Origin of the sequence: Microbacterium sp. (genome assembly GCF_047606385.1) — a bacterium.
GTDB lineage: Bacteria > Actinomycetota > Actinomycetes > Actinomycetales > Microbacteriaceae > Microbacterium.
Genome location: NZ_JASGEL010000022.1, coordinates 22853 through 36719, shown reverse-complemented (window position 1 = coordinate 36719; position 13867 = coordinate 22853). Strand labels below are relative to the sequence as shown.

The 13867-nt window shown below is 70.7% G+C and carries 14 protein-coding genes and 1 pseudogene; 10 read left to right on the top strand and 5 right to left on the bottom strand.

Annotated elements, in window-relative coordinates:
- Positions 1–471, top strand: a pseudogene (locus QM626_RS02430) (DNA polymerase III subunit gamma and tau); the annotation flags it as partial.
- On the top strand, positions 471–1064 hold the full coding sequence (gene recR / locus QM626_RS02425; protein ID WP_415073600.1) for a recombination mediator RecR: 594 nt from the start codon (positions 471–473) through the stop codon (positions 1062–1064). The pseudogene QM626_RS02430 and the gene recR, both read left to right, overlap by 1 nt.
- A 22-nt stretch (positions 1065–1086) precedes the next feature.
- Here recR and QM626_RS02420 read toward each other — a convergent pair whose 3' ends face one another.
- From QM626_RS02420 to QM626_RS02410, 3 genes are all read right to left on the bottom strand, one after another.
- Positions 1087–1578 (bottom strand): hypothetical protein, encoded by a 492-nt coding sequence (locus QM626_RS02420; RefSeq protein WP_415073598.1) that lies wholly within the window; start codon positions 1576–1578, stop codon positions 1087–1089.
- A 49-nt stretch (positions 1579–1627) separates the two neighbouring features.
- Positions 1628–2485: a 1-phosphofructokinase family hexose kinase gene (locus tag QM626_RS02415; protein ID WP_415073596.1), complete on the bottom strand. Its 858-nt coding sequence runs from the start codon at positions 2483–2485 to the stop codon at positions 1628–1630.
- A gap of 77 nt (positions 2486–2562) precedes the next feature.
- Complete coding sequence (locus QM626_RS02410; RefSeq protein WP_415073594.1) at positions 2563–3057, bottom strand: carbohydrate kinase family protein; 495 nt, start codon at positions 3055–3057, stop codon at positions 2563–2565.
- Between QM626_RS02410 and QM626_RS02405 the strand changes: the two genes are divergently transcribed.
- From QM626_RS02405 to QM626_RS02395, 3 genes are read left to right on the top strand one after another with little or no spacing between them, the layout of a single operon-like run.
- Positions 3026–3577, top strand: a complete 552-nt coding sequence (locus QM626_RS02405) for a carbohydrate ABC transporter permease (protein ID WP_415073592.1) — start codon at positions 3026–3028, stop codon at positions 3575–3577. The two genes, QM626_RS02410 and QM626_RS02405, sit on opposite strands and share 32 nt — an antisense overlap.
- Positions 3574–5100: a glycoside hydrolase family 36 protein gene (locus QM626_RS02400; protein ID WP_415073590.1), complete on the top strand. Its 1527-nt coding sequence runs from the start codon at positions 3574–3576 to the stop codon at positions 5098–5100. The genes QM626_RS02405 and QM626_RS02400 overlap by 4 nt, the downstream gene beginning before the upstream one ends.
- 12 nt (positions 5101–5112) lie before the next feature.
- Positions 5113–6189, top strand: coding sequence for an amidohydrolase family protein (locus tag QM626_RS02395; protein ID WP_415073588.1), 1077 nt, complete (start codon positions 5113–5115; stop codon positions 6187–6189).
- 23 nt (positions 6190–6212) lie between these two features.
- Here the strand turns inward: QM626_RS02395 and QM626_RS02390 are convergent, their stop codons facing one another.
- On the bottom strand, positions 6213–7052 hold the full coding sequence (locus QM626_RS02390; protein WP_415073586.1) for a class II fructose-bisphosphate aldolase: 840 nt from the start codon (positions 7050–7052) through the stop codon (positions 6213–6215).
- Positions 7053–7270: 218 nt separating this feature from the next.
- Here QM626_RS02390 and QM626_RS02385 point away from each other — a divergent pair, with 218 nt between their 5' ends.
- From QM626_RS02385 to QM626_RS02365, 5 genes are all read left to right on the top strand, one after another.
- Positions 7271–8116, top strand: coding sequence for a DeoR/GlpR family DNA-binding transcription regulator (locus tag QM626_RS02385; protein WP_415073584.1), 846 nt, complete (start codon positions 7271–7273; stop codon positions 8114–8116).
- A gap of 205 nt (positions 8117–8321) precedes the next feature.
- Positions 8322–9605, top strand: coding sequence for an aspartate kinase (locus tag QM626_RS02380; protein ID WP_415073582.1), 1284 nt, complete (start codon positions 8322–8324; stop codon positions 9603–9605).
- Positions 9606–9826: 221 nt separating this feature from the next.
- Positions 9827–10897: an aspartate-semialdehyde dehydrogenase gene (locus QM626_RS02375; RefSeq protein ID WP_415073580.1), complete on the top strand. Its 1071-nt coding sequence runs from the start codon at positions 9827–9829 to the stop codon at positions 10895–10897.
- A 50-nt stretch (positions 10898–10947) separates the two neighbouring features.
- Positions 10948–12396, top strand: a complete 1449-nt coding sequence (gene mqo, locus QM626_RS02370; RefSeq protein ID WP_415073578.1) for a malate dehydrogenase (quinone) — start codon at positions 10948–10950, stop codon at positions 12394–12396.
- A 5-nt stretch (positions 12397–12401) separates the two neighbouring features.
- Positions 12402–12998: a thymidine kinase gene (locus tag QM626_RS02365; RefSeq protein WP_415073576.1), complete on the top strand. Its 597-nt coding sequence runs from the start codon at positions 12402–12404 to the stop codon at positions 12996–12998.
- Between the two features lie 12 nt (positions 12999–13010).
- Here the strand turns inward: QM626_RS02365 and QM626_RS02360 are convergent, their stop codons facing one another.
- Positions 13011–13853, bottom strand: coding sequence for a DUF1295 domain-containing protein (locus tag QM626_RS02360; RefSeq protein WP_415073574.1), 843 nt, complete (start codon positions 13851–13853; stop codon positions 13011–13013).
- Between the last annotated feature and the right edge of the window lie 14 nt (positions 13854–13867).

Below are 13867 nucleotides of genomic sequence, written 5' to 3'. Positions count from 1 at the left end.
GCCGGCTCCGGCGGTGCGCCCGCGCCCTCACGCCCGCAGGCGCCCGCCGCGCCCTCGACATCCGTCACCGACTGGGCCGTCGCGCCGATCCCCGGCACGACCGAGGCGTCGGGGGGGCATGTCGCGCCCGATGCGCCGCAGGCGCAGGCCGTGCCACCGGCGCAGTTCGCGGTCGACGACGAGCCGGAGGAGGCGGCATCGGCCTCGGTGCGCACGGCGACCCTCGCCCCCGCCGTCGAGGGCGCGGTGCTGCCGGCCTCGGAGACCGCGCCCGTCCCGGACGATGCCGACGACGAAGACGATCTCGACATCGTCGACCCGACCGAGGCGCCCGCACCGCCGGTCGTGCCGGCTCCGGTCCGTCCGGCACCGGGGGCGGTGCAGCGCTACGGCGAGGCCGTCGTGCGCCAGCTGCTCGACGCCCGCTTCGTGCGGGAAGAGCCGTACCAGGCGCCGACGAGGTTCAGCTGATGTACGACGGCATCGTGCAGGAGCTCATCGACGAGTTCGGCCGGCTTCCCGGCATCGGCCCGAAATCCGCGCAGCGCATCGCGTTCCACATCCTGCAGACCCCGAACTTCGACGTCTCGCGCCTGTCGGTGCTGCTCGGCGAGGTGCGCGAGAAGGTGCGCTTCTGCGAGGTCTGCGGCAACGTCAGCGAGCAGGAGCGGTGTGCGATCTGCCGCGACCCGCGTCGCGACGCGAGCGTCATCTGCGTCGTCGAGGACGCGAAGGATGTCGCCGCGATCGAGCGCACGCGAGAGTTCCGCGGGCTGTACCAGGTGCTCGGCGGCGCGATCAGCCCGATCGCCGGCGTCGGCCCCGACGACCTGCGCATCGCCCAGCTCATGCGGCGCCTCGCGAGCGGCGAGGTCGCAGAGGTGATCCTCGCCACCAACCCCAACCTGGAGGGCGAGGCGACGGCGACCTACCTCAGCCGGCTGCTGACCACGCTGGAGATCCGCGTCACCCGGCTCGCGTCCGGGCTGCCCGTCGGCGGCGATCTCGAGTACGCCGACGAGGTCACGCTCGGCCGCGCCTTCGAGGGACGCCGCACGCTCTGAGCGGTGCGCGGCCGGCCCGGCCTCAGCGCAGCACCTCGACCAGCACGATCCACGACACCAGCAGTGCCGTCACGATGGCCGCGAGAGCGCCGACGGCGACGACGATCAGCCCGACGCTCGAGCCGGCCAGCAGCATCACCGCCCCGGTGCCGTACACCACCGGGGCGAGGTAGGCCATGACCGCCTTGCCCCATCGCATGCGATTCCACGGATCGCGGTTCTGGTAGACGCGGATGGTCGCCGACGTCGAGAACACCGCGACCGCTGCGGCCAGCACCAGCGTCGTCCACCCGTAGGCGGCGCCCGTCAACCCCGGCATGAGACCGACGGCGCAGACGCAGATCGCGAGGACCAGCCCCGCGATCGCGTTCGCCACCCGCGCCGTCAGCGAACGCTCCTTCACGATGACCGCGATGTTGATGGTCGCCGCGACGATGACCAGGCCGGCCAGGGCGGCGGTGGCGCCGAGCATCGCGACGTCGAAATCCTTCCAGGCGTCGAGCGCGGCATCCATGCCCGGATGCTATCGCGGGCGGCGCGGCGGGCTCGGCCGGCACCCGCCCTCAGCTCGGCGTCGTCACCCGGATCCGCGCCCACGCGGCCTGCACGTCGTCGCGGGAGAAGAGGCCGGCGCCGGGTCGTCGGGTGTTCGCGCTGCCGGCGGCCGAGGCGAGCCGCAACGCGAGCGGGAGAGACTGCCCGCGTTCCTGCGCGACAAGGAGCCCGGCGAAGAAGCTGTCGCCGCTGCCGACCGTGTAACGGCCCCGAAGCGGATCGGGTTCGGCGCGCCAGGCGCCCTGCGCGTCGATCGCGACCGCACCGTCGGCGCCGTCCGTGACGACGACCGTCCGGATGCCCCGCTCCCGGAGTGCCGACGCGAGCTCGAGCGCCGTGCCGTCGCGGCCTATGGCCTCTGCCGCCTCGGCGCGGTTCACCTTCACGAGGTCCGCGCCGTGAGCGACGAGCGCGGCGAGCGCGGCTCCCGACGTGTCGACGGCCACCACGCGTCCGCCGAGCGCGTCGATGTCGCCTTCGACGCTGCCGCTCACGACGAGACGACTCGTCGACGGCGCAGCCCTCACCAGCGCGGCCAGATCGGACGCCGGAGCCCGTTCGTTGATCTCGGTGACCTCCTGACCGACCACGGAGACGCAGGTCCGGGTCTCGCCCGTCGCGTCGATCCGAGTGAGCCGTATGCCCTCGCCCCGCGCGAGTTCGGCGACGCGTTCGCCGGTGGGGCCGCCGAGAGCGGCGATCACCTCGACGTGCTCGCCCAGGCGCAGCGCGGCACGGGCGAGATTGAATCCCTTGCCTCCGGCCAGCCGCACCACCTCGAACGGTCGGTGGATCGCGCCCGGCCGCAGCTCGTCGACGAGATAGGTGACGTCGAGGGCCGGGCTCGGGACGAGGACCGTGATCATTCGACGAGGTCGGCGAGGACGGCCTGGCTCGCCGTGCCGCCCGCGCCGCGGGTCGAAAGGGAGCCGGCGATCGTCGCCTATCGGAGCCGCTCGTGCTCGTCCGTCACGTCGTGCGCGATCGCGGCGATATAGCCCGCATCGAAGCTGTCGCCGGCCCCCGTCGTGTCGACGACGTCCACCGCCAGGCCGGGTGCATGGATGCGCGGACCCGCCATCGACACCGAGAAGCCGCCCCGTGCCCCGTCCTTGACCACGACCCGTGGCCCGAGGCGGGAGATCGCCTCCGCCGGGTGGACGTGCGACACGGAGAGGGCGCGCGCGATCGCCTCCAGCTCGGACCGATTCGGCAGCAGCACATCGACCTCGGGCACGAGCTCGGCGACGGTGTCCCAGCGTTCGCTCGGATCCCAGTTGGTGTCGAGGCTGACGCCGGTGCCGTCGGCGCGCAGCCGGCGCGCGAGACCGGGCAGATCCTCGCGGAGGGGACCGAGGAGGTAGGGGGAGGCGAAGTGGACCCACGCGGCGTCGTGTTCGAGCGCGGTGCCGATCCGCACCTTCTTCGCGCTCGGCATGGGCATTCCGTTCCAGATGATCCTCGTCCCGCTGTTTCTCGCGTCGCACAGCATCTCCGTGTTCATGATCGACTGGGTCACCGGAGTGTGGGACGACCGCATCAGCCTCGTGCTGTTCTACGTGGTGCTCTCGCTCCCGTTCAGCGTCTTCGTCCTCACGGGCTTCTTCCGCACTCTGCCGAGCGAGCTCGAGGAGGCCGCCGCCCTGGACGGCGCCTCGCCTTTCCGCACGTTCCGCACGATCATGTTCCCCCTCGCCCGGCCCGGCGTGATCACGGTGTTCGTGCTCAATCTCGTCTCGCTCTGGAACGAGACGGTGCTGGTGCTGGTGCTGGTGCCCGATCCGGACGAGCGGACGCTTCCCGCGGCGCTGCTCAACCTCTACAACGCCATGCAGTTCACCTCGAACTGGGGTGGGCTGTTCGCCGGCATCGTCATCGTCGTGATGCCGATGATCATCCTCTATCTCTGGGTGGGACGGCGCATCATCGACGGAATGACACAGGGAGTCGGACGATGACCGGGACGACACGGCCGCAGCACGCGGGGACGATCGAGATCGGCGGGATGACGGTGCCGTATCTGGCCGCCGGCCCCCTCCGGCCGCTCGGCGACGGGACGTTCGCCGCCCCCGCCGGCGGGGTCGCGCTGCTGCATCCGTTCGGCGACACCGCCTTCTACCGGCATGGCTGGAACTCGTGGAGCCCCACGGGTTGGCGCCGCCTGAGTGAGCCTCCGCTGCGGATCGAGAACGATCCACGGCGGACGCTGACCGCCGACGACGCGCGCAACGACACGCCGTTCGTCCACTCGGGCAGCGCGGTGGGCGCGGTCGAGGGGCCGGACGGGCGCGTGCTGCTGCTCGGCTCGCTCGGTCTGGGCACACCGCGCGTGGGTGCCACCGAGACGACCCTGTGGGGCACGGTCGAGCGCGACGACGCCGAGTGGCTCCTCGCCTACGGCGACGAGGCGGAGGTCTTCGCCGTCTACGCCGAGCACGTCGCTGCCCGGCTGGGCTCTCGCCAGACCCGCGCCGGACGGGTGTGGTGCAGCTGGTACTCCTTCTACGAGGACATCTCGGAGGCCGCGCTGCGCGAGGTCGTCGAAGATCTGCGCGGGCTGCCGTTCGATGTGGTGCAGATCGACGACGGCTGGGAGCGGTCGGTGGGCGACTGGGAGGCGAACGCGAAGTTCCCCTCGGGGATGCGGACCGCGGCCGACTCCATCCGGGAGACGGGCGCGCAGGCGGGGCTGTGGCTCGCCCCCTTGATCGCGCTGCCCTCGTCGGGCTTCGCGCGAGAGCGGCCCGACCTGCTGGTGCGCGACGACGACGGGTCTCCGCTGGTCTCCGGGTACAACTGGGGCAGTGCGTACTTCACCCTGGACACCACCCGCCCGGAGGTGCAGGATCACCTGCGCGCGCTGTTCGCCCGCGTCGTCGACTGGGGGTTCTCCTATCTCAAGCTCGACTTCATGTATGCCGGTGCCGTGGCGGGCGTGCGTTCGACCGATCGGCACCGCGAAGAGGTGTACCGCGACGCCCTCGCGCTCATCCGTGAGACGGTGGGGGAGCGGACGTATCTGCTGGGCAGCGGGGTCCCCATGCTGCCCTCCGCCGGGCTCATCGACGGTGCCCGCGTCGGCCCCGACGTCGCCGCGTTCTGGGACAACCTGGAACGGCCCGCGGATCCCAGCGGACCGGGCGCGAAGAACGCCCTGGTCGCCTCCGTCCACCGGTATTGGCTGCGGCGGCTCTATCAGACCGATCCGGACGTCGTGTACTTCCGCCGACGGCGGAGTCTGCTCGACGACCGGCAGCGGCAGGCGCTGCAGGACCTCGCAGCCGTCGTCGCGTTCAAATCGACATCCGACCGGACGGCATGGCTGGACCCGCAGGAGACCGACGACCTGCGGGAGTGGCTCGAGCGTACCGAGGAGATCGGCCGCACCGGCCGGTACACGTTCACGATCGACGGCAGGCCGGTCGATCTCGGGCCTCTCGTCGACGGCTCCGCCGTGTCCCCCAGCACCACCGTCAACTAGGGAGGAGCCGGCGTGCCTCATCCGGCATCATCGTGGGACGATCTGCGGCGGCTGCCGCTGACGCAATGGCGACCGGTCGAACAGGTCAGACACCGGGTCACGTCGATCGCGCGAGCCGCCGTGCCCGCGATCGACGTGCACAACCATCTCGGCCGATGGCTCAGCGACGGCGAGTGGATGGTTCCCGACGTCGCCGAGCTGGTCGGGGTCATGGACGAGGTGGGGGTCGAGACCGTCGTGAACCTCGACGGGCTGTGGGGGGACGAGGTGACCGCGAACGTCGAGCGCTACGACCGCGCCTATCCCGGACGCTTCCTGACCTTCTGCCACCTCGACTGGTCGCGGCTCGCGTCGCCGGACGGCGTCCAGGAGCTCTGCCGGTCACTCGACGACAGCGTCCGTCGCGGCGCCCGCGGCGTGAAGATCTGGAAGACGCTGGGGCTGGGTTTCCGGGATGCCGACGGCAGCCTCATCTCGCCCGACGACCAGCGCGTGGCCGCCGTGCTCCGCCATGCCGGCGAGCGGGGACTGCCCGTGCTCATCCACACCGCCGACCCGATGGCGTTCTTCGAGCCTCTCGACGAACGCAACGAGCGTCTCGACGAGCTCCTGCGGGAGCGGGACTGGTGGTTCGGCGACCCGTCCGTCCATCCCACCTTCGACCGGCTCCTGGACGCGCACCGCGCGCTGGTCCAGGCCTGTCCGGACGTCCAGTTCATCGGCGCGCACGCAGGGTGCGCCGCGGAGGACCTCGACCGGGTCGAACGGATGCTGGATGCCTGCCCGAACTACACGATCGACATCGGCGGGCGCATGGCCGAGCTCGGCCGCCAGCCTCGCCGATTCGCCGAGCTCGTCGGCCGGCATCCCGATCGCGTGCTCTTCGGCACCGACATCTATCCCGCGACGACCGAGCAGTTCCGGCTGCACTTCCGCTTCCTCGAGACCGACGACGAGGCCTTCGAGTACGCGCCCGGGCACGACATCCCGCCGCAGGGCCGGTGGTCGATCGCCGCGCTGGCGCTGGACGAGCCGCTGCTGGCGGGGATCTACCGCGACAACGCGCGTCGGGTGCTCGGCCTCGGCTGAAGGTCAGCGCTCGCCGGAGGCCATCACGCGATCACGGCGCTGAACCGGGCGACCACGTGTGTCATGGCGTCCCGCACCGGGACCGTGTAACGACGCGGGTCGACGATGTCCGGATCGGCCGCGAGCGCGGTTCGCAGCGTGCTCGTCGCCGCGAGGTTCAGCGCCGTGCCGACGTTCACCTTGCGCATGCCGGCGCCGATCGCCTGGCGTAGGTCGCTGTCGGGGACGCCGGACGAGCCATGAAGGACGAGCGGGACGTGCACGCGCTGCGCGATCCGTTCGACGAGGGCGGTGTCCACGGCGGCGGACCGCTCCCGCATGGCGTGAGAGCTGCCCACCGCCACGGCGAGGAGGTCGACATTCGTCGCGTCGGCGAACGCTGCGGCCTCCTGCGGGTCGGTGCGCACCCCCGGAGCGTGCGCGCCGTCCTTCCCGCCGATCTCGCCCAGTTCCGCCTCGACGAGGATGCCCGCCCGATGCGCACGCGCCGCCGCCGCCGTCGTCGCCGCGACGTTCTCGGCGTAGGGCAGGCGAGATGCGTCTACCATGATCGACCCCAGGCCCCACCGCCGGCTCGAACGGATGGCGAGATCGACGAGCCGAGGATCCTGGACGTGATCCAGATGCAGAGCCAGCGGAACGGACGCCGCACGCGCGACGGCGCGGCAGGCGAGCAGCAGCGGCGCGGGGTCGCCGCCGTGGAAGCGCACGGCGTTCTCGCTGATCTGCAGGATCGCGCCGGCCGACGAGGCGCCGGCCGCGATCGCCTCTGCGTGCTCGAGCATGATCACGTTGAACGCCGGTACCGCGCCGCCGCGGGCGATCGCGCGCTCGATGAGCTCCGCGGTCGAGGTCAGGCTCACGCGAGCACCGGGCCGGTGCCGGTCCGCTCCCGCGAGGAAGGGACGGCGCACCGGGCATGGATCCGGCGCGCGAGCGTCGCACCGCTGCGGCAGAGGAGAGCTGTTGTCACATGTCCATCGTGGAGTTCATGATTGAAGCGCGCAAACAATGAGCGATAGTCGGCTAATATGCGCATTAAGATTGCGCGTTACCGCCGTTCCTGACGAATCGAGGGCACATGTCGACCTTTTCCGCCGATCGACCCGGCATCGCCGTCTCGGGCAAGCGCCAGCGACGCATGACACAGATTCTCGAGACGCTCACCGCGCGTGGCTCCGCGTCGTTCGCCGAGCTCGCCGCCGAGCTCTCGGTCTCGCCGGCCACCGTTCGCCGCGACCTCTCGAACCTCGCCGATGAACGACTCCTGGTGCGCACGCACGGCGGCGCGCGCGTGCTGGAGTCGCGCAACGAGCTGCCGGTGAGCCTGCGCGACACACGCTTCCAGGACGCGAAGCGGGCGATCGCCGAGGCGGTCGCGGACATCGTGCCACGTCAGCGGTACGCGGTCGCGCTCAGCGGAGGCTCGACGACGGCGGCCGTCGCACGCGCCCTCTCGCGGCACGAGGAACTCACGATCGTCACGAACTCCCTGTCGATCGCGCATCTCGTCACGGTCTATCCGCAGCTGAAGGTGGTGATGACCGGCGGCATCCTTCGTTTCGAGTCGCTCGAGCTGGTCGGCGTGCTCGCCGAGAACACCTTCAAGGCCGTCAATGTCGGCATGGCGATCCTCGGAACCGACGGGATCTCCGCCGCCGGCGGCGTGACCACGCACGACGAGACGGAGGCGCGAACCAACAACTCGATGGTGGTCCATGCCCAGCGCACGATCGTCGTCGCAGACGGGTCCAAGATCGGCCGCCTCACCCTGGCCCAGGTGGCGTCCATCGACCAGGTCTGGATGCTCGTCACCGACGACTCGGCCGATCCCTCGGCGCTCGACGAGATCCGAGCGGCCGGCGTGAAGGTGTCCGTCGTCGGCGCCGGCGGACGAGAGGAGCCGCGAGGCGCGGCAGACGCATGACTGTCGTGGATGCCATCGCCCGCCGTGTCCATAACTCAGGCAGATCCCGGCCAGGTCGGGTCGGCACGGGCGGGAGGCGCGTTTCCGCCTGAGTCATGTGCACGACGCGGCGGTCGACGCATGGCGGCGGCGGCATATCGGCGACCGTAGAATGGACGGTCGGGCGCCGCATCCGCGCGCCCGGCATTCCCCGGGAGTCTCCACTGTGGCGTTGATCGTGCAGAAGTACGGCGGGTCGTCGGTCGCCGACGCCGAGAGCATCAAGCGCGTCGCCAAGCGGATCGTCGACACGCGCCGGGCCGGGCACGACGTGGTCGTCGCCGTCAGCGCCATGGGCGACACGACCGACGAGCTGCTCGACCTCGCCGCGCAGGTCGCGCCGATCCCCGCACCGCGTGAGCTCGACATGCTGCTGTCCTCGGGTGAGCGCATCTCGATGGCGCTGCTGGCCATGGCCATCCATTCGATGGGCTTCGAGGCGCGCTCGTTCACCGGCAGCCAGGCCGGCATGATCACCGACGCCACGCACGGCGCCGCGCGCATCGTCGACGTCACCCCGATCCGGCTGCGCGAGGCGCTCGACGAGGGTGCGATCGTCATCGTCGCCGGCTTCCAGGGCTTCAACCGCGACACCCGTGACATCACGACGCTCGGCCGCGGCGGATCCGACACCACGGCCGTGGCCCTCGCCGCCGCCCTCGAGGCCGACGTGTGCGAGATCTACAGCGACGTCGACGGCGTGTTCACGGCCGACCCGCGGGTCGTGCCGCGTGCGCGCAAGCTCGACCGCATCGGCAGCGAGGAGATGCTGGAGCTCGCCGCGAACGGCGCGAAGGTGCTCTACATCCGTGCCGTCGAATACGCCCGACGCCATGGCGTGCTGATCCACGCCCGGTCCACGTTCAGCTCCGGTGAGGGCACGTGGGTCGGCTCCGGCACGCCCCTCCACCCCATCCCGCAGGGAGAGCACATGGAAGAGCCGATCGTCGCCGGGGTCGCCACCGACCTCAGCCAGGCCAAGATCACGATCATCGGCGTCCCGGACGTGCCGGGCAAGGCCGCCGAGATCTTCAAGATCGTCGCGCGCAGCGGCGCCAACGTCGACATGATCGTGCAGAACGTGTCGGCGGCGGCCACCGGCCGCACCGACATCTCGTTCACGCTGCCCAAGACCGACGCGTCGGGCGCATTGAAGGCGCTCGCCGCCGAGCAGGCGGACGTCGGGTTCGAGAGCCTCGTGCACGACGACCAGATCGGCAAGCTGTCGGTCGTAGGCGCAGGGATGCGGTCGCACTCCGGCGTCTCGGCCACCCTGTTCGAGGCGCTGTCGACGGCCGGCATCAACATCGAGATGATCTCGACCAGCGAGATCCGCATCTCCGTCGTCGTCCGCGCCGACGACATCGCGGAGGCCGCCCGCGTCGTGCACACGGCCTACGGCCTCGACGGCGACACCGACGCCACCGTGCACGCCGGCACCGGCCGCTGACCCCGCCCCGCGTCCCTCGCCGCACCGACAGGCATGTCCCAGTTCGGCGCGGGTGATGTCCCACTTTGGCGCGGAATAGCACTCTGTAACCACGCCAAACTGGGACATGGTCGGCAGGGCGTGGAGGCGAGCGGCCGTGGCACCGTGCCGCGGTAGAATCGTCCGATCCTGCGCCGGTCCGAGAAGGATGCCGCGCGCCCGCAGACTTCCGAGGAACACCCATGACCCGCATCTCAGATTCCGGACTCTCCGTCGCCGTCGTCGGCGCCACCGGCCAGGTCGGCGCGGTCATGCGCGAGATCCTCGCCGAGCGGTCGTTCCCGGTCGGCGAGCTGCGCCTGTTCGCGACGTCGCGATCGGCGGGCACCGCGGTCGAGTACGCGGGCCAGACGATCGTCATCGAGGATGTCGCCACCGCCGACCCGTCCGGCATCGACATCGCGCTGTTCTCCGCGGGCGCCACCGGCAGCCGCGCGCACGCCCCGAGATTCGCCGAGGCGGGCGCTGTCGTCATCGACAACTCCAGCGCCTGGCGGAACGACCCCGAGGTGCCCCTCGTGGTCAGCGAGGTCAACCCGCACGCGATCGCGGACCGCCCCAAGGGCATCATCGCGAACCCCAACTGCACCACCATGGCGGCGATGCCGGCGCTGAAGGCGCTGGATGCCGCGGCGGGCCTCGAACGCCTCATCGTCAGCACCTACCAGGCGGTGTCCGGCTCGGGGCTGGCCGGCGCCCAGGAGCTGCTCGGCCAGGTCGAGGGCGTGCTGGCCCAGGGGGACACGCTGCGCCTCGTGCACGACGGGTCCGCGGTCGACTTCCCGCAGCCGGAGAAGTACGTCGCGCCGATCGCGTTCGACGTCATCCCCTTCGCCGGCAACCTCGTCGAGGACGGCCTGAACGAGACCGACGAGGAGAAGAAGCTGCGCAACGAGAGCCGCAAGATCCTCGAGCTGCCGGACCTGCGCGTCGCCGGCACCTGCGTGCGCGTGCCCGTCTTCACCGGCCACTCGCTGTCGATCAACGCCGAGTTCGCACAGGACATCACGCCCGAGCGCGCGCGCGAGGTGCTCCGAGGCGCCCCGGGCGTCGTGCTGGAGGAGGTGCCGACGCCCCTCTACGCCGCCGGCAAGGACCCGAGCTACGTCGGCCGCATCCGCCCCGACCAGTCCGCGCCGGAGGGCAAGGGCCTCGTCCTGTTCATCGCGAACGACAACCTCCGCAAGGGCGCCGCGCTCAACGCGGTGCAGATCGCGGAGCTGGTCGCGGCATCCCTCACGGTCGACGCCTGACCGTCCGCCGGCGGTCCGGGACGCCGTCACGCGACACCTAGAATCGTAGGGTGAGCGAAACCTACGATGTCGTCCTGATCGGCGGCGGAGTGATGAGTGCCACCCTCGGCACGTTCCTCCAGCAGCTGCAGCCCGATTGGAAGATCGCGATCTTCGAACGACTGGGCGAGGTCGCCACCGAGAGCTCCAACGCGTGGAACAACGCCGGCACCGGGCACGCCGCCCTGTGCGAGCTCAACTACATGCCGAATCCGACGGACCCGTCCAAGGCCGTCGCGATCAACGAGCAGTTCCAGCAGAGCCGGCAGTTCTGGTCGTCGCTGGTGGACCAGGGCATCCTGGACGCCCCGTCGACCTTCATCAACGCGACCCCGCACATGACGTTCGTCCGCGGGAAGAAGGATGTCGCCTACCTCAAGAGGCGCTACCAGACGCTGAAGAAGCAGGCGCTGTTCGACACCATCGAGTTCTCGACCGACTCGCGTGTGATCAACCAGTGGGCGCCGCTGCTCATGGACAAGCGTCGTAAGACGGACCAGCCGTTCGCCGCGACGCGGGTCACCGGTGGCACGGACGTCGACTTCGGCGCGCTGACCCGCCAGCTCATCTCGGCGATGACCGAGCGCGGCGCGAACCTGTTGCTGGACACCGAGGTGCGCAACCTCACCAAGCTCAAGGACGGCACGTGGCGCGTCGACTACCGGCGTCGCATCGGCCGTGCGCCCGGTCGCCTGAACGCCCGCTTCGTCTTCGTCGGTGCGGGAGGCTGGGCCATCAAGCTGCTGCAGCGCTCCGGCATCCCCGAGATCAAGGGCTTCGGCGTGTTCCCGATCGGCGGCCAGTGGCTGAAGACCAGCAACCCCGCCATCGTCGCCCGGCACAAGGCGAAGGTGTACTCGCAGGCCGCGATCGGAGCCCCGCCGATGTCGGTGCCCCACCTCGACACGCGCGTGGTCGACGGCGAGGCGTCGCTGCTGTTCGGTCCGTTCGCGACGTTCAGCCCGAAGTTCCTCAAGCGGGGCTCGATGTGGGACATCGTCGGCCAGGTGCGGCTCTCGAACATCGGCAGCATGCTCAAGGTCGCCGTCACCAACCTCGACCTGGTCAAGTACCTCGTCACCGAGCTGCTGAAGACGCACCGGAAGAAGATCGAGAGCCTGCGCGAGTTCATGCCGACCGCCGAGGGCGGCGACTGGGAGCTGCTGAACGCCGGCCAGCGCGCCCAGGTGATGAAGGGCGGGAAGCTGCAGTTCGGCACCGAGGTCGTCGCCGCCGCCGACGGCTCGATCGCGGGCCTGCTCGGCGCCTCCCCGGGGGCCTCGACCGCGGTGTCGATCATGCTGGGGCTGCTGGGGGACTGCTTCCCCGACCGCATCGCCGACTGGCGGCCGAAGCTCGTCGAGCTGATCCCGACGTACGGGCAGACGCTGAACAAGGATGCCGCCACGGCGCACGACGTGCTCGCCCGCACGGCCGCCGAGCTGCACATCGACGCCTGACACGCGTGGCCAAGCTCTACTTCCGCTACGGAGCCATGAACTCCGGGAAGTCGACCGCGCTGCTGCAGACGGCGTACAACTACGAGGAGCGCGGGCAGCGCGTGCTGCTGGCCAAGCCCGCGATCGACACGAAGGGCGCGGAGCGCATCACGAGCCGGCTGGGGGTCTCACGTCGGGTCGACCTGCTGCTGCACGCCGACGACGACGTGCGCCAGCGCGTCGCGGATGCCGGGGCGGCGGCGCGGATCGCGTGCCTCCTCGTCGACGAGGCGCAGTTCCTGACCGCGGCGCAGGTCGACGACCTGCTGCGGATCGCGGTGCTCGATGCCATCCCGGTGCTCGCCTACGGCATCCGCGGCGACTTCCGCACGCACGCGTTCACGGGCTCCGCCCGGCTGCTCGAGCTCGCCCACAGCCTGGAGGAGCTCAAGACGATCTGCCGCTGCGGACGCAAGGCGGTCTTCAACGCGCGCACCGTGGGCGGCCGGGTCGTGTTCGACGGCGATCAGGTCGCGATCGACGAGCTGGACGCCGAGGCGGTCACCTACGAGTCGATGTGCGCGCAGTGCTACCTGCGGGAGTCCGCCGGCCGGCTCGGCTGACGGCCGCGGTCATCAGGCCTTCGCCGGGGTGCTCCCGCGCCGCGGCGGCCAGGGCACGAGCATCGACGTCGTGCGCCGGTACTCGGCGTATGCCGGGTACTTGGCCGCCGAGATCGACTCCGTGAACACGGTCGACCCGATGAACAGCGCCGACAGGAGCGCGGCACCGACGATCGACCAGTTCAGCACGCCGCCGAGGAAGCCGGCCCCGGACGCCGCGACCGCGCCGATCCCGTACAGCATCCACCACTGCGCCTGCTCGCAGAAGAAGTTGGGGTGTCGGCACAGGCGGAACAGGCCGGTCGTGACGAAGCCCGGCTCGAGCGTGCCGCCCGCGCGCCGCTTGGCCCGGTGGAAGTCCCACTGCTGCTGGTCGGCGGCGAGCTCGCCCAGCAGGAACACGAGGAACAGGACGGTGAAGAGCACGTCCCATGCGCCGAACGGCGTCGGATGCTGCAGCGCCACGAGGGTCGGCAGTGTGATGAGCACGAGCAGCGCGTTCTGGTACAGCACGATGAAGAACACGTTGAACAGCTGGAACTGCCACGGTCGCATCCGCTGTCGCAGGATCGCCCAGCGGTAGTCCTCCATGCCGGTGTAGCCGCCCTTGCGGGCGAAGTTGAACGTCAGCCGGGCGCCCCACAGGGTCACGAGCACCGCCATGACGATCGGGCGGGTGGCGTCGGCGTCCGCCGCGATGCCGAAGCCCGCGAAGATCCACGCATAGACGACCGGCACGATCGACCAGACGCGGTCGACCCAGGACGTGTCCTTCGTGAGCAGCGAGAGCACCCAGCAGGCCAGGCAGGTCGCTGCGGCGACCCAGAGCACGACGACGAGCGCGGCGAGGTCCATGCCGCTCAGGCTAG

Excerpts from the sequence above, each read along its gene's own strand:
- QM626_RS02420 (WP_415073598.1), bottom strand. The coding sequence starts at position 1,578 with ATGGATGCCGCGCTCGACGCCTGGAAGGATTTCGACGTCGCGATGCTC.
- QM626_RS02385 (WP_415073584.1), top strand. The coding sequence starts at position 7,271 with ATGTCGACCTTTTCCGCCGATCGACCCGGCATCGCCGTCTCGGGCAAG.
- QM626_RS02415 (WP_415073596.1), bottom strand. The coding sequence starts at position 2,485 with ATGATCACGGTCCTCGTCCCGAGCCCGGCCCTCGACGTCACCTATCTC.
- QM626_RS02375 (WP_415073580.1), top strand. The coding sequence starts at position 9,827 with ATGACCCGCATCTCAGATTCCGGACTCTCCGTCGCCGTCGTCGGCGCC.
- QM626_RS02360 (WP_415073574.1), bottom strand. The coding sequence starts at position 13,853 with ATGGACCTCGCCGCGCTCGTCGTCGTGCTCTGGGTCGCCGCAGCGACC.
- QM626_RS02400 (WP_415073590.1), top strand. The coding sequence starts at position 3,574 with ATGACCGGGACGACACGGCCGCAGCACGCGGGGACGATCGAGATCGGC.
- QM626_RS02410 (WP_415073594.1), bottom strand. The coding sequence starts at position 3,057 with ATGCCGAGCGCGAAGAAGGTGCGGATCGGCACCGCGCTCGAACACGAC.
- recR (WP_415073600.1), top strand. The coding sequence starts at position 471 with ATGTACGACGGCATCGTGCAGGAGCTCATCGACGAGTTCGGCCGGCTT.